Source organism: Paenibacillus piscarius (assembly GCF_022234545.1).
Classification (GTDB): domain Bacteria; phylum Bacillota; class Bacilli; order Paenibacillales; family Paenibacillaceae; genus Paenibacillus_AQ; species Paenibacillus_AQ piscarius.
This window is the reverse complement of record NZ_JAIEUI010000013.1, coordinates 104,059-126,929: the sequence shown is the minus strand read 5'-3', so window position 1 is coordinate 126,929 and position 22,871 is coordinate 104,059. Positions and strand designations below refer to the sequence as shown.

General features: G+C 51.8%; 27 protein-coding genes. 15 read left to right on the top strand and 12 right to left on the bottom strand.

The window, feature by feature from the left end:
- The first annotated feature begins 45 nt into the window (after positions 1–45).
- The 5 genes from K1558_RS20200 to K1558_RS20180 all read left to right on the top strand — a co-directional run bounded on the left by K1558_RS20200 (position 46) and on the right by K1558_RS20180 (position 7,337).
- Positions 46–1,884 carry a sensor histidine kinase gene (locus tag K1558_RS20200; RefSeq protein ID WP_238653463.1) on the top strand — a complete coding sequence of 613 codons (1,839 nt, stop codon included), beginning with the start codon at positions 46–48 and terminating at the stop codon, positions 1,882–1,884.
- Positions 1,859–3,466, top strand: coding sequence for a helix-turn-helix domain-containing protein (locus K1558_RS20195; RefSeq protein ID WP_238653462.1), 1,608 nt, complete (start codon positions 1,859–1,861; stop codon positions 3,464–3,466). Before K1558_RS20200 ends, K1558_RS20195 begins: the two co-directional genes overlap by 26 nt.
- Before the next feature lie 248 nt (positions 3,467–3,714).
- On the top strand, positions 3,715–4,692 hold the full coding sequence (locus K1558_RS20190; RefSeq protein ID WP_238653461.1) for an ABC transporter permease: 978 nt from the start codon (positions 3,715–3,717) through the stop codon (positions 4,690–4,692).
- Between the two features lie 43 nt (positions 4,693–4,735).
- Positions 4,736–5,692: a carbohydrate ABC transporter permease gene (locus tag K1558_RS20185; protein ID WP_238653460.1), complete on the top strand. Its 957-nt coding sequence runs from the start codon at positions 4,736–4,738 to the stop codon at positions 5,690–5,692.
- Positions 5,693–5,783: 91 nt separating this feature from the next.
- A complete protein-coding gene (locus K1558_RS20180; protein WP_238653459.1) occupies positions 5,784–7,337 on the top strand; it encodes an ABC transporter substrate-binding protein in 1,554 nt (517 codons plus the stop codon).
- Positions 7,338–7,548: 211 nt separating this feature from the next.
- Here the strand turns inward: K1558_RS20180 and K1558_RS20175 are convergent, their stop codons facing one another.
- The 3 genes from K1558_RS20175 to K1558_RS20165 form a co-directional block, all read right to left on the bottom strand.
- Positions 7,549–7,758, bottom strand: coding sequence for a hypothetical protein (locus tag K1558_RS20175; protein ID WP_238653458.1), 210 nt, complete (start codon positions 7,756–7,758; stop codon positions 7,549–7,551).
- A gap of 14 nt (positions 7,759–7,772) precedes the next feature.
- Entirely contained in the window at positions 7,773–8,294 is a 522-nt protein-coding gene (locus tag K1558_RS20170) for a PRC-barrel domain-containing protein (protein WP_238653457.1), read from the bottom strand.
- A gap of 88 nt (positions 8,295–8,382) precedes the next feature.
- On the bottom strand, positions 8,383–9,534 hold the full coding sequence (locus K1558_RS20165; protein ID WP_238653456.1) for a cysteine desulfurase family protein: 1,152 nt from the start codon (positions 9,532–9,534) through the stop codon (positions 8,383–8,385).
- Between the two features lie 213 nt (positions 9,535–9,747).
- Here K1558_RS20165 and K1558_RS20160 point away from each other — a divergent pair, with 213 nt between their 5' ends.
- From K1558_RS20160 to K1558_RS20150, 3 genes are all read left to right on the top strand, one after another.
- On the top strand, positions 9,748–10,416 hold the full coding sequence (locus tag K1558_RS20160; protein WP_238653455.1) for an SOS response-associated peptidase: 669 nt from the start codon (positions 9,748–9,750) through the stop codon (positions 10,414–10,416).
- Between the two features lie 76 nt (positions 10,417–10,492).
- Positions 10,493–12,298, top strand: a complete 1,806-nt coding sequence (locus K1558_RS20155) for an alpha-glycosidase (protein WP_238653454.1) — start codon at positions 10,493–10,495, stop codon at positions 12,296–12,298.
- Positions 12,299–12,453: 155 nt separating this feature from the next.
- The gene (locus tag K1558_RS20150; protein ID WP_238653453.1) at positions 12,454–12,858 is read left to right on the top strand and encodes a GNAT family N-acetyltransferase; all 405 of its coding nucleotides are present in this window, start codon (positions 12,454–12,456) and stop codon (positions 12,856–12,858) included.
- A gap of 5 nt (positions 12,859–12,863) precedes the next feature.
- Here the strand turns inward: K1558_RS20150 and K1558_RS20145 are convergent, their stop codons facing one another.
- Genes K1558_RS20145 through K1558_RS20135 form a run of 3 tightly spaced genes read right to left on the bottom strand, consistent with a single transcriptional unit; the run spans position 12,864 to position 14,792 of the window.
- Positions 12,864–13,346, bottom strand: coding sequence for a YhjD family protein (locus K1558_RS20145; RefSeq protein ID WP_238653452.1), 483 nt, complete (start codon positions 13,344–13,346; stop codon positions 12,864–12,866).
- The gene (locus K1558_RS20140; protein WP_238653451.1) at positions 13,343–14,602 is read right to left on the bottom strand and encodes a DNA polymerase IV; all 1,260 of its coding nucleotides are present in this window, start codon (positions 14,600–14,602) and stop codon (positions 13,343–13,345) included. Before K1558_RS20140 ends, K1558_RS20145 begins: the two co-directional genes overlap by 4 nt.
- Positions 14,595–14,792: a hypothetical protein gene (locus K1558_RS20135; protein ID WP_274528671.1), complete on the bottom strand. Its 198-nt coding sequence runs from the start codon at positions 14,790–14,792 to the stop codon at positions 14,595–14,597. The genes K1558_RS20140 and K1558_RS20135 overlap by 8 nt, the downstream gene beginning before the upstream one ends.
- Positions 14,793–14,953: 161 nt before the next feature.
- Between K1558_RS20135 and K1558_RS20130 the strand changes: the two genes are divergently transcribed.
- Positions 14,954–15,310: a hypothetical protein gene (locus K1558_RS20130; protein WP_238653450.1), complete on the top strand. Its 357-nt coding sequence runs from the start codon at positions 14,954–14,956 to the stop codon at positions 15,308–15,310.
- Between the two features lie 31 nt (positions 15,311–15,341).
- Positions 15,342–15,692, top strand: a complete 351-nt coding sequence (locus tag K1558_RS20125) for a DUF3221 domain-containing protein (protein ID WP_238653449.1) — start codon at positions 15,342–15,344, stop codon at positions 15,690–15,692.
- Between the two features lie 101 nt (positions 15,693–15,793).
- Here the strand turns inward: K1558_RS20125 and K1558_RS20120 are convergent, their stop codons facing one another.
- Positions 15,794–16,108: a hypothetical protein gene (locus K1558_RS20120; RefSeq protein WP_238653448.1), complete on the bottom strand. Its 315-nt coding sequence runs from the start codon at positions 16,106–16,108 to the stop codon at positions 15,794–15,796.
- Positions 16,109–16,433: 325 nt separating this feature from the next.
- Between K1558_RS20120 and K1558_RS20115 the strand changes: the two genes are divergently transcribed.
- A complete protein-coding gene (locus K1558_RS20115; RefSeq protein ID WP_238653447.1) occupies positions 16,434–17,435 on the top strand; it encodes a VanZ family protein in 1,002 nt (333 codons plus the stop codon).
- 14 nt (positions 17,436–17,449) lie between these two features.
- Here the strand turns inward: K1558_RS20115 and K1558_RS20110 are convergent, their stop codons facing one another.
- Positions 17,450–18,328, bottom strand: a complete 879-nt coding sequence (locus K1558_RS20110) for a LysR family transcriptional regulator (RefSeq protein ID WP_238653446.1) — start codon at positions 18,326–18,328, stop codon at positions 17,450–17,452.
- 147 nt (positions 18,329–18,475) lie between these two features.
- On the opposite strand from K1558_RS20110, the gene K1558_RS20105 reads away from it, so the two are divergent.
- Together K1558_RS20105 and K1558_RS20100 are read left to right on the top strand one after the other, a co-directional pair.
- Entirely contained in the window at positions 18,476–19,420 is a 945-nt protein-coding gene (locus K1558_RS20105; protein ID WP_238653445.1) for an NAD(P)-dependent oxidoreductase, read from the top strand.
- Positions 19,421–19,932: 512 nt separating this feature from the next.
- Complete coding sequence (locus K1558_RS20100) at positions 19,933–20,175, top strand: helix-turn-helix domain-containing protein (RefSeq protein ID WP_238653444.1); 243 nt, start codon at positions 19,933–19,935, stop codon at positions 20,173–20,175.
- Between the two features lie 37 nt (positions 20,176–20,212).
- Here K1558_RS20100 and K1558_RS20095 read toward each other — a convergent pair whose 3' ends face one another.
- Complete coding sequence (locus K1558_RS20095; protein WP_238653443.1) at positions 20,213–20,434, bottom strand: helix-turn-helix domain-containing protein; 222 nt, start codon at positions 20,432–20,434, stop codon at positions 20,213–20,215.
- Positions 20,435–20,574: 140 nt separating this feature from the next.
- Here K1558_RS20095 and K1558_RS20090 point away from each other — a divergent pair, with 140 nt between their 5' ends.
- A complete protein-coding gene (locus K1558_RS20090; protein ID WP_238653442.1) occupies positions 20,575–20,715 on the top strand; it encodes a hypothetical protein in 141 nt (46 codons plus the stop codon).
- Positions 20,716–20,821: 106 nt separating this feature from the next.
- A complete protein-coding gene (locus tag K1558_RS20085; RefSeq protein WP_238653441.1) occupies positions 20,822–21,115 on the top strand; it encodes a hypothetical protein in 294 nt (97 codons plus the stop codon).
- A 169-nt stretch (positions 21,116–21,284) separates the two neighbouring features.
- On the opposite strand, the gene K1558_RS20080 is transcribed toward K1558_RS20085, so the two are convergent.
- The 3 genes from K1558_RS20080 to cymR all read right to left on the bottom strand — a co-directional run bounded on the left by K1558_RS20080 (position 21,285) and on the right by cymR (position 22,677).
- On the bottom strand, positions 21,285–21,602 hold the full coding sequence (locus tag K1558_RS20080) for a helix-turn-helix domain-containing protein (RefSeq protein WP_238653440.1): 318 nt from the start codon (positions 21,600–21,602) through the stop codon (positions 21,285–21,287).
- A gap of 70 nt (positions 21,603–21,672) precedes the next feature.
- Complete coding sequence (locus K1558_RS20075; RefSeq protein ID WP_238653439.1) at positions 21,673–22,020, bottom strand: type II toxin-antitoxin system RelE/ParE family toxin; 348 nt, start codon at positions 22,018–22,020, stop codon at positions 21,673–21,675.
- A 237-nt stretch (positions 22,021–22,257) separates the two neighbouring features.
- Complete coding sequence (gene cymR / locus K1558_RS20070) at positions 22,258–22,677, bottom strand: cysteine metabolism transcriptional regulator CymR (protein WP_238653438.1); 420 nt, start codon at positions 22,675–22,677, stop codon at positions 22,258–22,260.
- Between the last annotated feature and the right edge of the window lie 194 nt (positions 22,678–22,871).

The following is a 22,871-nucleotide window of genomic DNA, read 5'->3' as shown; positions in this document are numbered from 1 at the left end:
GTTATTCTAATATGCAAAACATTTTAACGGATCAGGAGGGGTCAGATGCGGTACTGGCGGTCGGTGCGTTTTCGGATCATATTCGGATTTCTCCTCATTGTGGCTCCGCTCGTTCTGTTCCTCATGTACAATAATCTTTACGCCGCCCGTATAGTACGGGCCCAGCTTTCGGCTAATTACGGCAGTCTGATCCGCACTGAGGTCAATGCCAATGACACGCTGCTGAAAAGCACCTATAATTTTCTCATTCAGCTAGGCACCTCCAATGATTCCGAAATGCTCTCCCTCAAAACACTGCCTGTCAGCGACCCGGAGTATACTTTCGCCAAGGTACGTCTGTACAACCGCTTTTTGATCGATACGAACTACTATAAAATGGTAGACACCTTCTTCGTCTATTTAACTAAGGAAAGCAACTACCCGCTATATGCTACCCAGAACATCAACAAATCCAGTGCACTGAATCTGCTGCTCAGCACCTATTCCTCTAAATTCATCGCGGATCAGCCGCTGCAAAGCGACCGCTGGGAGATTTTGACGGCGCAGGACGGCGATGCCTATCTAATCAAAGCTATCGACATCGGCTTCGGGATGCTTGACGGTGCGCTTGTCCGGACAGATACCTTGAACCAGACGCTTGCCTCGCTTGATGTCGGCTCCGAGGGCTCTGTTTTTATCATGGACGGCGGGGGCAGCCTGCTCTCCTCCATTCAGCTTCCGGACAGACTGGACCGCGATTTCCGCACAGCCGTGCTGCATATGAACCCCGGTGCGGACACCCTCCGGTGGAAGAACAAGAACTATCTTGTGCTTACGGAAGCATCACAATATTCGGACATCCGTTACGTGGTTGTTACCCCTGAGTCCTACATTCTCAAGAATCTGCCCATGCTGCAAAAAATGCTTTATTACTGGGTCCCTCTGCTTTCTGTCATCGCAATTTGCGGTTATCTCCTGTATCTGCAGCGCTTTTTGTTCCGCCCTTTAACCGGTCTGATCGGCGGGATGCGAAAGCTCGGCTACGGGATGCTCGATGTGCGACTGCCTGCACAGGCCACCGATACCAGAGAGTTTTCGCTCATGACAACCACCTTTAACGAAATGGCCCGGCAGATTGAAGCGCTCAAAATTGATGTCTATGAAGAGCAGCTGCGGGTCCAGAAAGCCGAATACAAACATCTCCAGATGCAGATTAACCCGCATTTTTATATGAACACACTCAACATCATTTATAACATGGCTGCACTCAAGGACTATGCATCGGTGCAGAAAATGTCGCTGCATCTGGCTGATTACTTCCGTTTCCTGATGCATGGCGACAGGACAACCGTTCTCTTGGAGAGTGAACTTGCCCATATCCGCCATTACCTGGAGATTCAAAAGCTTCGCTATGTGGACATGCTGGATTATGAGATCAGCGTGCCGCCTGGGCACCTGAAGCTGAATATCTCTCCGCTGCTGCTACAGCCCTTTGTGGAAAATGCCATTGTACATGGCTTGGCCCGCAGGCAGCCGGATGGCACACCATTCCGTGTGCTGATCCATTCCGAGGAAGCTGCGGAAGCCCCGGTACCGTACATCCGGGTTCTGATCTCCGATAACGGCCCGGGCTTTCCGCCCGCGCTGCTTGAAGCACTGGACGGCGGCATCTTCGCGGACGGCATGGGTGAAAAGCACCTCGGTATCTGGAATGTGCTGCGGCGGTACCGGATTATGTACGGGGAGCAGGAAGGCATTCAGTTCCGCAACAGCCCGGAAGGCGGCGCTGTCGTTGAGGTCATGCTGCCGTTTCAGCAGCAGAGCACCTTTCAGGAGATGCATACCGGGATAACACAACAGGAAACGGGGGACAACGACGATGGCAAAGATGCTGGTGGTCGATGATGAAATTTATGCACTTAAAGGGATCACTCAGGGCATTGACTGGAGCGGCCTGCCGCTCTCTGCCATCCTCGAGGCCGGCAGTGTCACAGCAGCGAAGCAAGTGATGGAGCAGCAGCACATTGATCTAGTCATCTCCGATATTGAGATGCCGGGAGCAGACGGCCTTGAGCTGCTGCGCTGGATTCACGATCATTTCCCGCACACGCTGGTGGTATTCCTGAGCGGGCATGCCCAGTTTGAATATGCCCGCGAGGCGCTGCAGCTGGGCTGCTTCGATTACGCGCTTAAGCCAATTGATCATGGGCTGCTGAAGGATATTGTCAGCCGCGCCCTGGAAGAGATAGCTGCACAGCGTATCCGCCAATCCTTCAGCGAGCTGCTGGAGAAGCAGCAGCTTCACTGGAACAAGCAGCTCCCCGTTCTGGTCGAGCGCTTCTGGCAGGATCTGCTGGCCGGACGCATCCCTTTTCAGCGCGAGCGGCTAAACCGCCAGTTCGCACTTTATAATATCCCGTTGACTGCGGAGAGCTGTGTCCTCCCTGTATTGCTGAGCATTGAGCACTGGAAGGAGGAGATGAGCGCCCAGGAGGAGACCATCATGGAATACGCCCTCCGGAAAGAAGCGGCAGAGAGCATTGTCGGAACCTTTGACGGAATCGTGTTTCAGGACAGTCATGAGCTGAACCTGGTTTTGCTCTACTGTACAAAGGATCAGCTTCCTGACCGCGAGGCGCTGCTTGAGCGCTGCCGCAGATTCGTAGCTTCTTCCGGGCAATTTCACTGCCAGGCCTCCTGCTATGTCGGCGCACCGGCTCGCGTGGAGGAGCTGGCTGAGGCCACCGGCAGGCTGGTGCAGGCCGAACGAACCAATGTCTCCTCGCCTCAATCGGTCATAGATGCGGCAGTGACAGGCGGTACGGGAGTTCCACTCGAACCCGGCACGGTGCCGAGTCCCGGTGAATGGGCAGAGCTGCTTGAACAGGGCCGGCAGGATGAGCTGATCTCACTGCTTGAGCTGACCGTAAGGAGACTGCAGGAGGAACTGGCCAGCCGGGAAACGCTGGAACAAATCTATTACGGGCTGTTGCACCTGTTCTACCAGACTGCCCGCCGCAAAGGCTTATCCATCTACGATCTGGCCAGCGTGCAGGAGCTTAACGATCCGCTGGCTACCCGCTCTCCGCAGCATTTGCTGCAATGGGCAGTCAGGCTCTCATCCAAAACCGCAGACGCCTTCTCGGGCATAACGCGGAACGCTTCACCGGCTATTGCCAAAGCCCATCAGTATATCCAGGATCACCTGCAGACAGACTTGAGCCGGGATGAAATTGCCGATCTGGTAGGCCGGAATCCGGCTTACCTGTCGCGCCTGTTCCGCAAAGAGACAGGCATGTCTCTGTCAGAATATATTACACAACAGCGCATCGAACGGGCAAAACAGCTGCTGGTAGAGTCCAATGAGAAGATCAGCAGCATCGCTGAAGGTCTTGGCTATGTTCATTTTTCTTATTTTGCCAAGCTGTTCCGCAAGCTCACCGGATTGACGCCGCAGGATTACCGGCGGATTCACCGCCAGTCTTAAGCTGCATCTAACGCCAGCTACCAGCCGCATCGGGCTGTGGTTCTTCCTTGTAAGGACCGCTGTCTGATGCGGCTTTTTGCTTTATTTTTAATTTTATAACATACAAGTTTCATATAATGTTATGTTTTTTTCCGCAAAAGTCACATATTTGCTATTCATGTCATCTGAGTAGATAGAATGATTACCCTTATGTCTCTATAATGAAGCCAACAGAGAAGCATCCTGATTGTGAAAGGAACGTGAGAACAATGAACTCATCTGTCGAGGGTGCCCCGCTCCCTCTCCCCGCTGCCGGTAAGAGCCGCCGCAGGCAGAATGTCGGACACTTGCGGAAGTTCGGGGCCTTTTATCTGATGATGACACCCGCCCTGATCTTCCTGCTTATCAACAACTACCTGCCTATGCTCGGCTCCGTCATTGCCTTCAAGAGCGTCAATTACCAGACTGGCGTATTCCAGAGCCCCTGGATCGGCTGGAAAAACTTCAGCTTTCTGTTCAGCACAAGCGATGCCTGGAACATCACCAAAAATACAATCATCTACAATGCTATATTCATCATCCTGAATCTGATAATCGGTGTAGCTCTCGCACTATTATTTAATGCCATGCGCAGCCGCAGGCTTGCCAAATTCCATCAGACGATGATGTTCCTGCCGTACTTCCTTTCCTGGATCATCGTCACTTATCTCGTATACGGTTTTCTCAACCCTGAAATCGGGCTGCTCAACAAATCCATCCTGCCGGCGATTGGCATCGAGCAAGCCTTCGACTGGTATTCCGACCCAAAGTATTGGCCGTATATTCTGCCGATCGTGAATACCTGGAAGGGCATTGGCTACTATGCGGTGTTCTATCTGGCGGCAATTATCGGAATTGACAAGGAATATTATGAGGCTGCCACCATCGACGGTGCCTCCAAATGGCGCCAGATTCAATCCATCACCCTGCCGCTGATCCGTCCGGTTGTGATTGTGCTGACCCTGCTGCAGATCGGCCGCATTTTCTACTCCGACTTCGGACTGTTCTATCAGGTGACCCGCAATGCGGGGGCGCTGTACGATACGACACTGGTCATTGATACCTATGTATATCAGGGCCTTATCGTTACGGGTGATTTCGGAATGTCTTCTGCCGCAGGCCTGTACCAGGCGGTTGTCGGCTTCATTCTCGTCTATGTCAGCAATCTGATTATCCGCAGAATCAGCAGGGAAGACGCGTTGTACTAAACGGAGCGTAACGCTAATTACTCAGAACAGGAGGCTATCTCATATGGGAACTTTTTTAGCAAAGAGCACTAAACGCAGCCGCCAACCCATTGACAAGGCATCCTCGGTGACCGAAATATCCAAACCGGCAAATGCCCTGATCAACCTTTTCTTCTGGATCTATTCGGCCATTTGTATCATTCCATTCGTGCTCGTGCTCGTCGTTTCTTTTACGGATGAAAAAACAGTGCTGCTGAACGGCTACAGCCTGTTCCCCCGGAAGCTGAGCCTGTCTGCCTACAATTTCTTGCTGAACGACTGGTCCAGCATTGTCCGCTCCTATGGCATCTCTATCTTCGTCACAATCATCGGCACCGTCCTTTCCATTGTTATCATGGCGCTGTTCGCTTACCCGATCTCCAGGCGGGACTTCAAGCAGCGCGGCATTTTCTCCTTCATCATGGTGTTTACCATCCTGTTTAACGCCGGCCTGGTGCCCTTCTACATGATGTACACCCAATACCTCCATATGCAAAATACACTGGCCGTGCTCATCGTTCCATATCTGGTTCAGGGCTTCTTCGTACTCGTCATGCGGACGTTCTTCACCAACTCAGTGCCGACCGAGCTGATTGAATCCGGTAAAATCGACGGCGCCGGCGAATGGCGGATCTTCGCCCGGATCGTCATGCCGCTCTCTCTGCCGGTGCTTGCCAGCGTCGGCCTGCTCTGCACCCTGAACTACTGGAATGACTGGTATTTGAGCATGCTGTTCATAAACGGCGATACCCTCATCAATATTCAGTACCGGATGTACAAGGCGCTGCAGGATATGCAGTTCCTGAGCTCCAACTCCACCGCCTATGCCGCAATTATGCGGCAAAATCCGAATTATCAGCTGCCAAGCGAAACGGTGCGAATGGCGATGGCTGTTGTCGGAATCGGCCCTATTATTTTCGCATACCCCTTCTTCCAGCGCTTCTTCATCGAAGGATTGACTGTCGGCGCCGTTAAAGGTTAACCCCCGGGAATCGGGGATAGAAAGAGCTGTATCCGGTATCCGCCGGTTCCATATAGCTGCACATCCAACAAATAAGGGGAGGCCTACCACTATGACTAAGGTTAACTTGAACACCAACCGCTCCAAGCGTGCATGGACACCCGTAACCGCCGTACTGATGATGTCCCTGCTGCTTGCCGCTTGCGGCGGCAACAATGCGGGCAATACAGCAGCAGAATCTTCCGGCAGCTCTGCTGCATCAGAGCTAAAGCCATATGAAGTGAAATTGCTGTGGGAAGGTGCTGCGCAGAAGGATGTACTGGCCGTCGAAGCCAAAATCAACGAATATCTGCAGCCTAAAATCAATGCCACTGTCAAAATCAGCACGCTCGACTGGGGGCAGTACGACGAGAAGATGCCACTGCTGATAGCCAGCCGTGAACCGATGGATATCGTGTTTACCGCACAGTGGAACGGTTATGCCAACAATGTCTCCAAAGGCGCGTTCATTCCGCTGAATGATCCAGATGGCAAGTATGGTGATCTTATCGGGCAATATGGACAAGAAATCACCAGCTCGCTCGATCCGGCGTTTCTCGAAGGTTCCTCCATCGGGGGCAAAATATACGGAATTCCGACAAATAAAGAAATGGCCGCACAGGGCGGAGTATTATACCGCAGCGATATCGCCGACGAGCTCGGCCTTACCGAGCAGCTGAACAATGTGAAGACCGTGGCCGATCTTGAGCCGATCCTCCAGACCGTCAAGGAGAAGAAGGGCGCCGGCTTCACTCCGCTGTTCATGTCAAAGTCTTCCAACTTTAATACCCACTACATGGCGCAGCTTGATTATCTGGGAGATGATACAATCGACGGCGCAGTCCGCAAGGACGGCGTGGATACAACTGTAATCAGCCGTTTTGAAGACCCCGATTATATTGCTCAGATCGAGTTGACCCGCAAATTTTTTGAAGCCGGCCTGATCAATAAAGATGCAGCAACCACCTCGGTCGGCGATCCGCTGAACAGCGGCAATGTGTTCATGACCATCGCTTCGCTCAAGCCGGGATGGGCTGAGGAATACGCTACATCTGTAGGCCTTGAAGGAAAGGTCAAACAGCTTGAGCTGGGACCGGCCACCGTGTCCACCAGTGAAACTGCAGGCGCGATGCTGGCAATCTCCTCAACCTCCGGGGACCCTGCCAGAAGCATGATGGTAATCAATCTGCTGCATTCGGACAAGTACCTTATTAACCTGATCAACTTCGGTATTGAAGGAGAGCATTATACCAAGGTATCCGATAACGTGATTAAGTCCGGCCCGAAATCCGCTGATTACAATCCTGGTGTGGCCTGGGAGCTTGGCAACCAGTTCCTGAACTATACCTTCGAATCGGAAAATCCGGATAAATGGGAGCAAACCAAAACGTTCAACGCAAGCGCCCATCAATCCCCTGCCCTCGGGTTCATCTTCAATGTAGAGCCGGTCAAATCGGAGGCAGCGATCCTTATCAACATCTCGAAGCAGTATGCTGCTGCGCTGGAGACAGGCTCCATTGACCCGACCAAAGCACAGGAATGGTATGACAAGGAGAAGAAGAACGGACTGGCGGATATTCTCGCTGAGAAGCAGAAGCAGCTTGATGCCTTCCTGGCGGGTAAATAATTCATTTCTTCCTGCGGCATAAGCAATCTCTTGAGAAGACGCATCTATGTAAAAAAAACCACAAGGCAGCGGCCGGAGACAACAGCCGTACTGTCTTGTGGTTTTATTTATCTTTCAAACAAGCCCAAATACCGGTCGGCTTCAAGAGCCGCCCGGTATTTGGGCACGGCGAATCTATGTAACTGTTGTCACATTACGAATCAGGCAGCGGTCAGGAGGACGCGTGGATCTGCGGGAAATCCTGAACGACTTCTTCCCCGGAGAACAGATCGTCCAGCGAACTGAGCGTGCCGTCTTCTTCAACCTGATACACCGACATTTTCTCGCCATTGACGGTTAGCTCGATGAAGCAGCCCCAGCAGTAGAATTGGTGGGAGCCGATCTTGCCGATATCCTTGGAGTTGCAGTTTGGACACTTCATATAATACATTCCACCTATCCGTTAACAATATTAATGGCCTTTTGCAGCCGTTCTTCACTCATCGCAGGAACCAGCACAGAATCCTCTCCGATCGACATCTCTTCTGAGCAAGGCAGCCATTTGCGGCCTTCGATCAGATCGGTGACAAGCCCGTCGCTGATTTCCAGTGCTACTATTGTATTTCCCAACTTCTGGTCAAAATAAACATCCGAGATGCGGCCAAGCACAGTACCAGACGCTGTAAGCACCTGCCTGTCCTTCAATTTGTTCTTGCCTAAGAGAAAAGTGTAGGATATATGGTCAGCATCGACCTTGACGATCGACTCTTTATTGCGGATCATGACAGCATCCTCGCCATAAGCGACAATATGATCCCATGCCACAACTTTCACATGACTTGCGAAAAAAGATTTGCTTTCCAGTTCAATACCCGTAATATTCCAGTTTGAATCGATTCCGACATCGATGATCTCACCGACTTCGGTACCTTCTTCAACTTCGTATACAGTGAGACCTATCATATCTTGAAGTTTCATGGTATCCAAAGTCTCCTCACCTTGAGAATTGCTAACGGGTATCCCTAGGCCAGAGACCTCTTCACCGGCTGTCAGAGTGCACGGACGCCTAGTTTCTTGTACGTAGCCGGTTCAATACGGTTCCAACTTTTTGGGCGGCAACCTGCATTTCTTCATTAGTATTACCCAAACCTGTACTAAAGCGAATCGCCGAGCGCAAAAGTTCTTCCGGGAGCTTCATCGCCTGCAGAACATGCGAGATTTCCAGAGACCCTGAGGTGCAGGCTGAGCCGCTGGCCGCCGCAATCCGCTCCATATCCAGGTTCATCAGCATCACATCGGTTGCGGCCCCGGGGAAGCTGATATTCACAATTCCCGGCACACTATGCTGCTCATTCCCATTGATCACATAGCTGTCTGCTCCGGCCTGCTTGTCCAGCTCCTGCAGCAGCGCGCTGCGCAGCTCAAGGGCCCGTTCATGATGCTCCTGCCTCCCTTGTACAGCCAGCTCTACAGCTGCCGCGAATCCGGCAATATTCGCCAGGCTCTCCGTGCCTGCCCGCCGGCCTCGCTCCTGAAGACCGCCGTGCTGTCTTGGCGCAAGCGGGGCTCCCCGCCGGATATACAGGCCTCCAATCCCCTGCGGACCTCCAATCTTGTGGGCCGAGAAGCTCATATAATCAACCGGCAGCTCATTCAGCCGGAACGGCAGCGTCCCCAGAGCCTGTACCGCATCTACATGCATAAGGATCCCGCGTCCGGCAGCCAGCCTGCCAATCTCTTCTATAGGCTGTACAGTTCCCACTTCATTATTCACATACATTATGCTAATCAGTACTGTATCCTCGCGCAGGGCCGATTCTACCGCCTCCACAGAGACAAGTCCGGTAGAGTCCACTGGCAGATAAGTGACCTCGAAGCCCTGATGCTCCAGCTCCCCGCACGTATGCAGCACTGCATGATGCTCAATCGCTGTCGTAATGATATGCCTGCCCTTAGAGGCAGAGGCATGGGCTGCCCCGAACAAAGCGAGATTATCGCTCTCCGTGCCGCCGCTGGTGAAGATCCACTCCTCCGGCGAACAGCCCAAAAAGCCCGCGATTCCGTCGCGCGCTCCACTTACAATTCTTTTGGCAGAGCGTCCGAACTGGTGTACGCTGGACGCATTGCCGTATTCATTCAGCAATATATTATACATGACCTTCGCCACCTCGGGATGAACCGGTGTTGAGGCGGCGTGGTCCAAATAGATGGGTTTCATGGCGTGATTCTCCGCTTCTTGAAATTCAGGATTATCTTACAGGACTACTCGATTATACTGCTGACAAGCAGGTTTTACCACCTGTTAATAAACACAATATTGTAACATTTGTCCATGGACGGAGCGGGCACCGGTCTGCTTCGCAATTTCCAGCTCCATCCTATATAATTGCTGCTAGGACATCATTACCTACCTCAAGGAGGCACAGACCAGATGTGCGGAAGATATACGATTACGGTAACGCTGGAAGAGCTGATCGCCAAGTATTTCATCCGGGAGCATCCTGTCATTAAGTATGTCCCCAGGTTCAATGCCGCTCCGATGCAGCATATTCCGGCCGTCATTCATGACGGTGAGCAGAACAGGCTTGGCGTCCTCCGCTGGGGACTGCTGCCCTCCTGGTCCAAGGAGGATAAGAACGCAGCCAGGCTGATCAATGCCCGGAGCGAGACCCTGCTGGAGAAGCCCTCGTTCAAGAAGCTGGTAGCCTCCCGCCGCTGTGTCATTCCCGCAGACGGCTTCTATGAATGGAAGACCCGCGGGGACGGGAAGCAGCCGATGCGGATTACGATGCGGGACAGGAGGCTTTTCTCCATGGCCGGATTGTATGATATCTGGACGGCTCCTGACGGCACACGGATCTCCACCTGCACGATCATCACTACTGCCGCCAACCGTCTCATGGAGGATATTCATGACCGGATGCCGGTCATTCTTGGTCCTGAGCAGGAGATGCAGTGGCTGGACCGCCGGAGCCGTGATATCCCTTCGCTCCTGAAGCTGCTTCAGCCTTATGACCCGGAGCAGATGCTGGCTTATCCCGTGTCCGCTGCTGTCGGCAATGTGCGCAACGATTCCCCCGAGCTGATTCAGAGCGTTTAACGCCTCCATCCCCCGGGTATTAACTAAAGCTCATTCATTCTATATCTATCCATAACACGTACCAGGGGGAATCCATATGGCTATCAGCAGACAAGCAGTGACTTCATCATCCGGCGCCTCCATCGAGCTGGAATGTCTCTATCATTCAACACAGGGACGATGGGCGTACGCGTACGACAAGGATACCTTCCATTTAAGAATCCGCAGCAAAAAAAATAACGTAGACCGGGTATTTGCCCTGATCGGCGACAAATACGACTGGGAGCAGCACCATCAGGAGCTGAACATGTGCAAGGTGGGGACCGACCCCTACTTCGATTACTGGGAAGCAGAGATTGTTCCCGAATTCAAGCGCTTCTCCTACGGCTTCCGGCTGGAAACGGATCAGGAAACCGTATGGATGCTCGAATCCGGCTTCTATAGGGACGGGCTGCCCGAGCCTGCCGGGGGCTATTATGAAATGCCTTATCTCCACGAGACCGATCTGCTGCAGGTCCCTGAATGGGCCAAGTCCGCTGTATTCTATCAGATTATGCCGGACCGCTTCGCCAACGGAGACCCGGCGAATGACCCGGAGGGAACGCTGGAGTGGGGCGAAACGCCCACCCACGACAGCTATTTCGGCGGCGACCTGCAGGGGATGATCGACCATCTGGATTATATTGCCGGGCTTGGGGTAACGGCGCTGTATCTGACCCCGATCTTCCAGGCTCCCAGCAATCATAAATATGACACTGTTGACTACGGAACGGTCGATGCCAGCTTCGGGGATCTTGATAAGCTCAAGCAACTGGTTGATCTCGCTCATTCCAAAGGACTCAAGGTGGTGCTGGATGCCGTCTTCAATCATACCAGCTCCGAGTTCGCACCGTTCAAGGATGTGCTGGAGCATGGGGCGGATTCCAAATACGCGGACTGGTTCCACATCCACGATTATCCCGTTCAGGTGGTGGATGGCAGGGCCAACTATGACACCTTCGGGTTCTTCAGCGGAATGCCCAAGCTGAACACTGCCAACCCGGAAGTCAAAGATTACCTGCTGGACATCACCCGCTTCTGGCTGAAGGAAGCCGGCATTGACGGCTGGCGGCTGGATGTCGCCAATGAGGTGGACCATGTGTTCTGGCGGGACTTCCGCAAGGCGGTCAAGGAGATCAACCCGGAGGCGTTCATCATCGGCGAGGTGTGGAGCGATTCGCTTAGCTGGCTGCAGGGCGACCAGTTCGATTCGGTCATGAACTATCCGTTCTCCGACCGGCTGCTGAAGTTCTTCGGAGCGGACAACGACATGGATGCGGACACCTTCGCCGCACAGATCTACGGGCTGCTCATGCGTTATCCGCGCCAGGCGAACGAAGTACTGTTCAATCTGCTGGCGAGCCACGATACCCCGAGAGTGCTGACCCGGCTCGGCGGGGACAAGCAGCGGCTGAAGCTGACGCTCACCTTCCTGTTCACGTTCACGGGCACGCCGTGCATCTTCTATGGAGATGAGATCGGGATTACCGGCGAGGATGACCCCGACTGCCGCAAGTGTATGATCTGGGAAGAGGACGGCCAGGACCGGGAGCTGCTGCGCTTTTATCAGAGTATTATAGCCCTGCGCCGCGAACATGAGGTGCTGCGCACCGGCCGGTTCCGCTTCCTGCAGAGTGATCCGGACTGCCTGGGCCTCGTGTATGAACGCTGGGACGACCAGAACCGCATCACTGTCTGGATGAACAATTCCGCAGAGTCCCTGACCCTTACGCAATCACTGGATGAGGGCACTTGGCAGGATGCCTTCAGCGGCGAGGCTGTTGAGGGGGACGGTGACCAGATCCGCATGACGCTGGAGCCGCTGGGATACCGGATACTGTATAGCGGACAAGCTGGCAGCTGAGCTTGAGAACTCTATAATATAGATAGAAACAAGCCCCGGAAAGGGGCTTGTTTGGTTATAGCCGTTTGTTACACTGAACCCCGCTGCCCGAAGTGGTATTCTTGTGTAAGAAGAATCGTTCTTCACACACTATACAATGACAGGGGAACCGCCTTATGCAGATTAGAACCGCAACGGAAGCGGATTATGATTACCTCGCAAGCCGTGACCATCATGTCCTGAACTCACTGCTTCTCTCCAAAATAAACCGGCAGGAGATTTACATCCTGAGCAAAGACGGCTTGAACATAGGCTGGCTGCGGTTCGGGTATTTCTGGGACCAGATCCCCTTCATGAATCTGCTGTGGCTGGGTGAGCCTTACCGCAGAGCGGGCTTCGGCAGACAAGCCGTGCTGCACTGGGAGCAGGCGATGCAGGCCATGGGCCACAAGCAGGTCATGACCTCCTCGATGGCGAATGAAGAGGCCCAGCATTTCTACCGCAAACTGGGCTACCGCGACTCGGGCTGCCTGCTGCCGGACAATGAGCCGCTGGAGATTTTTTTCACCAAAGTGCTGTAGCTCTGTCAGGGTGTGGCACCCTGCTGATTCCGCAGCAAGGCCCGAAGCTCTGCCGTATACCGGGTCAGCCGCAGACTGATCTCCGTGCGCATCACATCCCGGGTAAGTCCGAAGCGTTCCTGGTAACCCCGGCAAAAGATTTTGTAATACACCAGAAACTCATCCTGCTCATCGGCCACCACCCGGATATTGCGCCGCTTCAGCTCTTTCTGCAGCTGGTGGGTATCATCCATAATGCGCTGCTGGATCGCCTGGCCGGCTATCATAAAGGCCCGCTGGAGAATGCTGCCGGACAGCTCAATTTCCCGCAGGCTTTTGCTGACCATCGTGTCCAGGTAAGGGAGCAGGATGAGGTCACGCACCATGGTCCGTTCCTCGACCGTAATCATTCTTCTAACCTCTCCCCCCTGCTTCTGTTCATACTGCTGAACATGCTCTGTCATAAGCATCTTGGATTTCCAGCGTTCGTTGCCGTCCAGCTTGCTCATTTGTAGTGTCCTCCGATCTGTTCCGCCCGCTCCAGGGCCACTCCGGATTCCAGCAGGGAAGACGCGCGGATCAAGGCCTGGCTTCCGTACCGGCTCTTGATCTGGTCAATGGCCCGTTCCCTGCCCAGGCTTCGGACACGGTCATCGAACAGGGTCAGCTGCATCACGCGGTCATCCGTCAGCTCGGATATCGTGATCGCCAGACGGCTTAGCGGCAGCCCGGTCCAGTGGTCCACGAATAAGCGGTACGCCGCTGCCGCGATCTCATGGGTCAGCGCTGACGGCTCCGGCAGGGTCGTCTGGCGGCTGTAGGAATTGGAGGTATTGCCGTCCGTCTCGACTACCGTAACAGACACCACCGAGCCCATGTACCGGTATTTGCGCGCCCGCTGGCAGACCTCAATCACCAGCTCCAGCAGCACCACCTCAATCTCCTCCAGCCGGGTATACAGATTCCAGCGCAGCGCCTTCCCGTGGCCCACAGACTTCATCTGATGGCGTATGCCGGTAACGACCGGACTGGGGTCAATCCCCCGGGCAGTCTGCCAATAATATTCCGCCTGAATGTCGCTCTGCTTGCCCATGGTGGTGCGCATCCGCTGCTTGAACTCTCCCAGCTCCATCCGGGCAATATCCCCGATTGTTGTAATCCCCATGCGGTAGAAGTTCCGGGTCATCCGCCCGGCCACCATGAACATCTCGTGCACCGGACGCGGCCACAGCTCGGTGTCCAGATTATCGTAATCCAGCCGGAACGTTCCGCCCTCCTTCTTCTTGGCGAAGTTATTGGCCATTTTGGCGAGGATTTTGGACGGGCCGATGCCCACCCGGGTCCACACCCCCGTGGATAGCAGAACATGCTGCTGGATGGAGTGAATCATCTCCGGCAGATCTCCTCCGAACGCGCGCAAGGAGCCGGTCACATCCAGGAATTGCTCGTCGATGCTGAACGCCTCCACCAGATCGGTATACCCCTGGTAGATCTCGGAGATTAACAGCGAGACCTTAATGTAAGTCCCCATCCGCGGCCGGATAACCACAAGCTCCGGGCATTTCGTCAGGGCTTCGCCCACGCGTGAGGCGGTGGTGACCCCGCGGGATTTGGCCAGCGGACAGGCAGCCAGCACAATCCCGTTCATCCGTGTGGGATCGCCGACTGCCACAGGCTGACCCGCGTATTCAGGATGGGCCGCCTTCTCGACGCTGGCATAGAAGGACTGGCAGTCCGAGAGCAGAATCATCCGCTCTCTAGGCATACCGTTGCCCCCGTACCGGGCGCCAGGATAGAATATTGGCCTCTAGGAACACACGGGGCTGGCCGGTGCTCAGACAGGTGGCCCGAATCCGGCCGTCCCGCATCCCGCGCACCTCAATTTTCCGCTGCGTAATCCGGCCCACCTTATCGAGATATATAATTTCTATAGTTTGGCCGATGCTCATCTTCATGATTGATCGCCTCCGGGTAGAATGAGAACATTTGTTTGTATTATATCCAAACAGACGTTCCCTAATCAATCATGAGTATATTCCTTGAATCCCATAATTATGTATCTGTGCTGCTGAAGGTGATATAATCAAGGATTATACAAGTAAGGAGCAGGAGCATAATGAGAAAAATCGTCGTTGGCGGACAGGCCTACTGGTGGAGTTATCGAACCGTAAGAGATGTGTATTGCCGTTCAAAGCTGACACTGATCACAGAGAACAGAACGACCAAATGGATTGTTCAATTTACCACTGTAGACACTATTACTGCCGGAAGTCCTCTAAATGAAGGATTACGGGTCATCAAAGAGGGACAACCCTATGCTCTCAATCTAAACCAGCCCAAGTATGTCGCCGAAGTGTTGCAGCATGTACTGGATATGGGGCTGAATACATCCGCGAAGAGCGTGCATGAACTGAACGGCAATGATCTGCTGGCCGGTATGGGGTATCAGGATACTACGGGGATGTTGATCTAGGGAATTGTTAATCCTGCAAAGGAGAAGGTCCATGCAACTAAAAACCAGTACTATCTCTAAAAAGGCTCTTATTTTTATTTTCTTGTTATTACTCACTGCCTGCAGTAAGGATGACATTATATTTAAGGGAACTGTACACACAGTAGATGTAGACAATAACAGGATTCTAGTCATCGCTCAATTAAAAGAAGAAGACTTGGATAAGAATTACAAGGAAGTTCTAGAAACCAGTATGTACTCTCAGGCCATTTGGGTAAATGAAGTTTCACCTTCTAAATATACAAAGGGTGAAGAGATTGAAGTGTTCTATCAAACAAGTGATGATTCATTTCCGGCACAGGTTACCGCCAGCAAGATTGTAAAATCAAAAATTGAGCAGTGAAGCCTGCAAGCAAGGGTCCAGAACTACCCTATCGATCCTTTAGTGATGCTGACAGAAAGAGACATTCATTGTTAGAATGTCTCTTTCTGTTTTTCGCTTTTTTACCCGGTCGAAACCCCTGAGAAGGTCACAGGTCCGGTAACGCTGGCAGTATTGAGCAGAATGTTGGTGCTGTTATTGGCTGCACCCAAAGAATAGGCATGATAACCTGCCGGAACATTTAAATCCAGATACGAGATGGTAACCGGCTGTATTGCAAGTACGGAGAGTCCGCTGGCTCCTGCATTAACAATCGGCTGGTTATCCCGGTATATAGTGAAAACTACATTCGGGACGCCAAGCGTAGTCTGAAAGCCAGTCGTTGCATTGAGCAAGACATCCCCGTCTGCAACGGTAGCTATTCCGAACTCTGCCAATATTTGATTTTGACCCGGCGCGAGATTGGAATGGACAGGGTCTGCGTGCCTGTGGAGGCGGTACTCCGCCCTACATCGATAACTAGTGCCATGATCTAGCCACCTCCCTTCCTCTAATCTATCAACAGAGTATGCATGGAAAAAATCCATATTGGATGAATGGCAAGTGTGATTAACACATCAATGTGTGATGATAGGAGGAAACTCAGTTACTGAGGCGCTGGACTGCCGTTGTCGGCCTTGCTTGCACCAACAAGGATAGCTTATACTTCCTTTGTCCTCAGCAAGGGGCACTACACTAACCGGTAAAGAGAGGTCAACCATCATGCTTCAAGGTAAAACGAGGACTGCCGCCTGGATCGGCATATTCCTGTACACGGGTCTCACCTTATTTTTCTTGTTTGTTGGCTTCAACCGCTCATCGGCTCTGCCGGAGACGGGCCTCCGGTACCGCTTGACTTTTGACGGGATTCCGTTGATATTTCCAGGCTATGGTTATTCAGAACTTTGGGTCTTTAACCTGGGCAACTATCTGGCCTTCGTACCGTTCGGGCTATTCATTCCGCTGCTGATCCGCTGCCGCTTCCTGCCGTTCCTCTTGCTCTTCATAGCAGCCATTACCGGGGTGGAGCTGATTCAGATGGTAACGCATTTGGGTGCATTCGATATCAATGACATCGTCATTAATACGCTAGGCGCGGTTGTCGGCTACGGCGCACAGCGGCTGATCCGCCGCGACCGCTGGGCGCCAAGAGATATGCTCAAGCTCCTGTCCTCAGGCGCGGTCTTGACACTACTCGTCTACTCCGCCGTGAGCGGTATCAATTATTATCTGGAGCATGGACGCGGGGAGATCAGAGCGCTGGATCAGCTCCCTGCCAAGCGTGGTGAAATACAGTGGGAGCACAGTCTCAACAGCTTCACTATGGCCCAAGAACAGATCGAACCAGCGATCAATCTGTATAGTCCTGATCATCCGGGACTCCACGAGTTCTCACTGCGCCTGGATGGACAATATAAGGAGTTAACGGGGAATTTCGGCGTCCCTGACGATGCTATCCCTGCTAAGGGCAGCGGCACCAGCAGCGTCATCATCAGCGCCGACGGAGAAGAGCTTTACTCCCTGGATATGAATATCGCACCGGGTGAGAACCAGCCGCTGTCTTTTCAGGTACCACTTAAAGGTAAGCAAGAGCTGATCATTACAGTCAAAACCGATGCTGCCGACCCGCGAGCCCATGCGGTATTGTGGGACCTTACGCTTACAGAAGCCAACGCCGGACAAAAGCTGGCAGCGCGGCTTCACCGGTTGCTCGGCGGGGGATAAAATAACCAGGCCCGTTAGCCAAAGAGCTCCTGCAGATACTGATCCAGAATACGAAGCGGCTCATGCAGAGCCTGATTCGGAAACTTATGTGTCACCTTATAGCCTATTCTTGGGGGCACGGATTCCGCCAGCTTTTGAAGCACAAAATTCCCCATCCCCACCATATGTGCGCCAATCGAAGCGGGAACGATCGTCCATTGCCTGGCATCCGTCAAAAAAGTCGTGATAAGCCCCGCGGTGTCCAGATGAACCCGGGACGGGCACAGGGGGTCCCACCACTGGTCATGCCGGAATTGAAACTCCCGATTCCAATTGATGAAGACTTCATGCTCTGCCGCTAGTTCCGCCATGTCCACCGGATCTTCAGCCTGCCGCCCCGGGACGGCCACACGCAGCACCACCATTTCTTCCGCAAAAAACGGGGTAACCGTGACACTCGGCGACACGATCTCCCGCACCACAAACGCCACATCCATCTCGCGCCGCTCAATACTGTCAAAGGCCTCCTGCGTATGCTGTGTACGAATCTGCAGCCGGATGGACGGGCTATGCTGATGCAGCATTCGATATACCGGAGGCAGAACAAAGTGGCTGATGCTCTCGGCAGCGCTGATCGCCAGACTTAACTGCGAACCGCTGGCCCGCAAAATTTGGGTCTCCCTCCACAGAGCATCCCATCGTTCCGCAATGCTAAAGAAGTCCTCCCCTTTCGGGGTCAGGCTGATTCGGGGTGCCCCTTTTCTCCGCTCCACCAGCAGACCGCCCATTTCCTTCTCCAGGGTCTTTAACCGGTAGCTTACCGTAGCCTGTGACAGGTGCAGCAATTCAGCCGCTTTGCTGATACTCCCCGTCTGTACGATCGCCAGGAACGCTTCAATCCCAGGGAAATACATAGAACCCCTCCTCGAAATATAGAAAAAGTTAATATAGTTCACAAAACATTTGCGTTTTACATCATTATTCTTCATGTTTAAAATAACATTAACAATGACAAAGGGCCAGCCGATCCGGTTTGCTTCCAAGTGAAAGGTGGATTCGCCATGAAGATTCTCATCGTCGGCCATTTCAGCGAGAGCGCGCAATTGAAGATTACAGGGCATTTTCCGCAAGAATGGAACGTTGTAGTGGTCCCGCCCGGAGAGGAAATGCTCCAGCATATTGCAGACTGCCAGGTCCTCATCCCTGAACATATTAAAGTAGATCGCCACCTGCTGGCTGACGCCAAGCAATTGAAGTTAGTCCAGACGGGTGCTGGATATGACAATGTCGATATCACTGCTTGTACAGAGCTTGGGATCTGGGTAGCCAACGCGGCGGGCGTCAATGCACAGGCGGTGGCCGAGCACGTAATGGCTCTGATCTTGTCTTATTATAAGAACATCCCGTTCCTGGATCGCTTCATGAAGAACAAGCTGGATGAACATCAACTGGAGTATACAGGAAGTGAGCTGCAGGGGAAGACGATCGGGATTATCGGTCTGGGCGCTATCGGGAGGAAGGTGGCTGCGTTTTGCCGCGCTTTTGATATGAAGGTGCTGGCTCATGCCAGAAGGACTGTGGTCCAAGCTGACGGCTTGGCAACAATGACGGATCTCGATACGCTCCTACGCACATCGGATATCATCAGCGTGCATGTACCCTTGAATGAGCAAACCAGACACCTGATCAACAAGGCGGCCTTTGAGAAAATGAAGGATAGCGCTCTGTTCATCAACACGGCCCGCGGCGGGATTGTTAACCAGTCCGACTTGATTGAGGCGTTAAAAAACGGGGAGCTTGCAGGCGCCTGCCTGGATGTATATGAATCCGAGCCGCTTCCCCTTGACAGTGAGCTGCGCGATCTGAGTAACGTGATCCTCACTCCCCATACCGCTGGAATGCCCGATGCCCGGAAATTTCATCGGAAGAGATATGATTTCTTCATCGATAACATAAGACGTGTAGCAAACGGTGATGCGCCTGAGAGCAAGCTTAATCAGCTATAGATAAAAGACCCTTCAGAGCCGGGATGGCCCAAAGGGTCTTCGTCTGCAATATCAAAAAGGTGGTATGAAAAAAGCACGCCCCATGTTTTGGAGCGGCTTATAGTTTCGGGATAGTTCCATCCTTCGGAAATGCTCTATCATCTGACTTTTTCATATCTGCCTTCAGCTTCTCATAGAGCGGCTTTACTTCTTCCGGTGCGCCTGCCTTCAGATTGCAATTTAGCATCTACTTGATTTTCACGGACAGCAAGCCTTGCGGCTCCCAATAGGATTATACCACGAAAGGAAACAACTCAAGCCTACCCTCCGATCATTTGACCGGACAAATCCAAATACATACTTTACAAACGTTAATTAAATTGGAATAATTAACATATCTCATATAAATCTAAGGCTTAAGGAGCTGTCAACATGACCAAAAAGACGTATGAAACTATAATCTATACTTCCTTCACCTTCAGCGTCATTGCCCTGCTGCTCACCGTAGTTACTTTAGTAAAGGTTGGTTGGTAATGTACACCTTCAACAGCAAAGAAGAACTGGCCGATTGGATCTCCCGTGAAGTCTGCGGCGTCTCGGAAGCGATGGAGATTCTGGAATCCTCCCGGCAAAATATTCACGGCTTCGTGAAGAACGGGAAGCTGAAGCCGGTGAAGGAGACAAGCCGCGAACGCTTATTCTTCCGCTCTGATCTGCTGGAGCGCAAGGAAGCGGCCAAGGCATACCATACGAAGAAGGATAAGCCCGGTGAATAAGCTGGGCTTTTTCAGCGTAAAAAAGAGCCGCACGGGATTACTCCTGTGGTGGCTCTTTTTCATAAATCAGTATCTCCTCTATCTCGCATTCAAAATAATCGCAGAGTTTAGCCAGTAGGTCGCTTGGATAGTGTCTCAGCTCATCATTGTACATTTTTCGGATTGTTTCAAATCGGTATTCAATATCTCGGGCCACCTGCCGGATAGACTTACCACTTGCATCTACAAGTAGCTTAAGTCCGGAATGAACCTCACCCATAAAATCACCTCATGGGACAAGCATACAATGCCACTTAAAAAGTGTCAATAAATCATTGACTCTCATAAAGAGTCATGTTATATTATAAACGTTAATGACACCTATATAGTGTCAAATACAGTGAGGAGGTGAACAAGGCTATGAAAGATTGGGGGCAGCTCTCCATTACATTAGTCAACTTAGCAACAGCGGTGACGCTGGACGAAGACCAAAAAGGAGATAACAAAGGTAGAAGAGGCAAAAGAAAAAGGAACCAAACGCAGCCACGGCGGCAAACGTAAATAGGTTCCCCGAGAGTAGGAGTTGCACCTCCTGCTCTCCACTCAATCCTAACATAAATCGTTTGGGAGATACAATCAGCAGACGGGCATATACAGGAGGATTGCTATGCGAAAAACAGTTGAAAGAGCAGTTGTTCTCAGTAGCATTCGGGATGAGGCCGGGCGAGTGATGAGAAGCTTTTTAGCCGGAGAAATTCTTCGCAATTCTCTTGCGGGGGCAATACATTCGCTATTCATGCTGGAAATTCAGTTTTCAGATATCATAAAGGAAAAACATGAGTTGGGTGAAATCAATTATGTCATTAAAACTCAAATTGAGAATAAAGAAAGCATTTATTTAACGTTGGAGTATATAAGAGCAACTTTCAAAAAAACAAAGGTGTTCGGTGAACTGCTTTAACAGGGCTACGGGCCTTAATCAGATATAGTTAAAAGCCCCTTCCAGGCCGGATGGCTTAAGGGGCTTTCATGCGTTTTCGACTTCCACGTTAATAAAAAGAAAAAGAGCCCTGGCAGGGACTCCCTATAATAAGACGGATTAATATTCACACATGTTACTTTAAAAGATCTTAGGCGCGAGCCATCATTGCTGCCGATTGTTCATCGACTGCATTCAGGCCAACAGTCATATCCAAGGCAACTGCTACTTTCATAACTGTTTCGATGGATGGAACTGAAGAAGAAGTCTCTAACCTTGCCACCTGAGCTTGAGTTATCCCGGCTCGTTCAGCAACCTGAGCTTGTGTGAGACCCAAGGACTTACGTCTGTTGGTGATCTGTACTACCAATTTCGCCATCTCACTGATCACTTTTTTTTCATACTCAGACTTATAGTCCAGTTCTTTTTTGAAGTTACTCCACGTTTTGAATTCTTTATTATTTTTCATGCAATCACCTCCACTTTAATCGGGTAAAGGTTTTCCATTCGCCTTCCTGCCTTCTACCCGCTTCACTACTTTACGAGCCTTCCCTTGCAATCCAATCCTTCTTTCGTTTTCGGGCCCTGTCAATTTCAGGTCTTGGGGTTTGTTGTGTGCTTTTCAGGAATATCGTCAGAAGCACTATGTAACCCTCCCATCGAAAATACGTAATCCGATGTCGCTTGGCTCGTATTTCGTAAAGTGGACCTTCGAGTTGCCTTGAGTGAGGCATCCCACTTTCGACCATTTCTAGTGCGTAATAAATCGAATCAAGCGCTGCCTCAGCTTGTCGATTTCCCCTCTTAGCACTTTCGTTAAGTTCGATTAGGGCCTTCTCAACTTCTGAATTCCCCTTCTCCGTGTAGTAGAATATAACCTCCGCCATGAATTACCTCTTTATTGTATTTGTATATTAAGAAAAAATTATATCGTTCTCGGCATAAATATATCACAAACGATATAAAACATCAATCGTTTTAAACACAAAAATGGAAAAAAGCCCCTCCCAAATTTCTTGAGAAGGGCGAGTTGAAGGCCTTCATTACTCACCTTCAATATGCGGGTAATTTGCGGGTAACCCTTTTGCACAATACCTTTGAAATCAACAGGTTTCAGGTCCCTGTTAAATATAAAACATATAATTGTCCGCCTGGCTCTCTTCCTTGAAGTCGATCAGGTCGGATAAGGTGGTGGAGTCCAGCACGTCGGCGATGCTGTCGCGGATGCGCAGCCAAAGGTCGCGTTTGGCCGGGTCGTCCTCTTCGGTGAAGTCCACGGGAGAGATCGGGCCTTCCAGGACGCGGATAATATCTCCGGCGGTAATGGTGCTGGTCTCACGGGACAGAATGTAGCCGCCATAGGCTCCGCGGATGCTCTTCACCAGACCGGCATTGCGCAGCGGGGCGATGAGCTGCTCCAGGTAATGCTCGGACAGTCCGTTTTTCTCGGCGATGCTCTTAAGTGATGTAGGCCCCTCGCCGAATTTGCGGGCAAGCTCCATCATAATGGTTAATCCGTAACGTCCTTTGGTTGAGATTTTCAAAGGGACACCTCTTTCGGTTTAGTTGCATATCTACGTATTCCGATGTCTGCTCTCAGCTTATGTTATCATATCTGCGGACACATATGAAACAGCAAAGCGCAAGAATTCACGATTTTGTTCGCCAGTGGTGGACAAATTGTCAATTTGGAGCGTTTTTTTGCTGTATTTTAAGGCGGGCGTGTCCTCGTTTGGGG

What these genes read in the sequence shown, in the direction of transcription:
- K1558_RS20115 (WP_238653447.1), top strand. Translation starts at nt 16,434, where the DNA reads ATGCTTCAAGGTAAAACGAGGACTGCCGCCTGGATCGGCATATTCCTG.
- K1558_RS20075 (WP_238653439.1), bottom strand. Translation starts at nt 22,020, where the DNA reads ATGGCGGAGGTTATATTCTACTACACGGAGAAGGGGAATTCAGAAGTT.
- K1558_RS20130 (WP_238653450.1), top strand. Translation starts at nt 14,954, where the DNA reads ATGAGAAAAATCGTCGTTGGCGGACAGGCCTACTGGTGGAGTTATCGA.
- K1558_RS20145 (WP_238653452.1), bottom strand. Translation starts at nt 13,346, where the DNA reads ATGAGCAAGCTGGACGGCAACGAACGCTGGAAATCCAAGATGCTTATG.
- K1558_RS20080 (WP_238653440.1), bottom strand. Translation starts at nt 21,602, where the DNA reads ATGAAAAATAATAAAGAATTCAAAACGTGGAGTAACTTCAAAAAAGAA.
- K1558_RS20100 (WP_238653444.1), top strand. Translation starts at nt 19,933, where the DNA reads ATGTACACCTTCAACAGCAAAGAAGAACTGGCCGATTGGATCTCCCGT.
- K1558_RS20200 (WP_238653463.1), top strand. Translation starts at nt 46, where the DNA reads ATGCGGTACTGGCGGTCGGTGCGTTTTCGGATCATATTCGGATTTCTC.
- K1558_RS20165 (WP_238653456.1), bottom strand. Translation starts at nt 9,534, where the DNA reads ATGAAACCCATCTATTTGGACCACGCCGCCTCAACACCGGTTCATCCC.
- K1558_RS20095 (WP_238653443.1), bottom strand. Translation starts at nt 20,434, where the DNA reads ATGGGTGAGGTTCATTCCGGACTTAAGCTACTTGTAGATGCAAGTGGT.
- K1558_RS20105 (WP_238653445.1), top strand. Translation starts at nt 18,476, where the DNA reads ATGAAGATTCTCATCGTCGGCCATTTCAGCGAGAGCGCGCAATTGAAG.
- K1558_RS20195 (WP_238653462.1), top strand. Translation starts at nt 1,859, where the DNA reads ATGGCAAAGATGCTGGTGGTCGATGATGAAATTTATGCACTTAAAGGG.
- K1558_RS20160 (WP_238653455.1), top strand. Translation starts at nt 9,748, where the DNA reads ATGTGCGGAAGATATACGATTACGGTAACGCTGGAAGAGCTGATCGCC.
- K1558_RS20180 (WP_238653459.1), top strand. Translation starts at nt 5,784, where the DNA reads ATGACTAAGGTTAACTTGAACACCAACCGCTCCAAGCGTGCATGGACA.
- K1558_RS20135 (WP_274528671.1), bottom strand. Translation starts at nt 14,792, where the DNA reads ATGAAGATGAGCATCGGCCAAACTATAGAAATTATATATCTCGATAAG.
- K1558_RS20155 (WP_238653454.1), top strand. Translation starts at nt 10,493, where the DNA reads ATGGCTATCAGCAGACAAGCAGTGACTTCATCATCCGGCGCCTCCATC.
- K1558_RS20140 (WP_238653451.1), bottom strand. Translation starts at nt 14,602, where the DNA reads ATGCCTAGAGAGCGGATGATTCTGCTCTCGGACTGCCAGTCCTTCTAT.
- K1558_RS20190 (WP_238653461.1), top strand. Translation starts at nt 3,715, where the DNA reads ATGAACTCATCTGTCGAGGGTGCCCCGCTCCCTCTCCCCGCTGCCGGT.
- K1558_RS20125 (WP_238653449.1), top strand. Translation starts at nt 15,342, where the DNA reads ATGCAACTAAAAACCAGTACTATCTCTAAAAAGGCTCTTATTTTTATT.
- K1558_RS20175 (WP_238653458.1), bottom strand. Translation starts at nt 7,758, where the DNA reads ATGAAGTGTCCAAACTGCAACTCCAAGGATATCGGCAAGATCGGCTCC.
- K1558_RS20150 (WP_238653453.1), top strand. Translation starts at nt 12,454, where the DNA reads ATGCAGATTAGAACCGCAACGGAAGCGGATTATGATTACCTCGCAAGC.
- K1558_RS20085 (WP_238653441.1), top strand. Translation starts at nt 20,822, where the DNA reads ATGCGAAAAACAGTTGAAAGAGCAGTTGTTCTCAGTAGCATTCGGGAT.
- K1558_RS20090 (WP_238653442.1), top strand. Translation starts at nt 20,575, where the DNA reads ATGAAAGATTGGGGGCAGCTCTCCATTACATTAGTCAACTTAGCAACA.
- K1558_RS20110 (WP_238653446.1), bottom strand. Translation starts at nt 18,328, where the DNA reads ATGTATTTCCCTGGGATTGAAGCGTTCCTGGCGATCGTACAGACGGGG.
- K1558_RS20185 (WP_238653460.1), top strand. Translation starts at nt 4,736, where the DNA reads ATGGGAACTTTTTTAGCAAAGAGCACTAAACGCAGCCGCCAACCCATT.
- K1558_RS20170 (WP_238653457.1), bottom strand. Translation starts at nt 8,294, where the DNA reads ATGAAACTTCAAGATATGATAGGTCTCACTGTATACGAAGTTGAAGAA.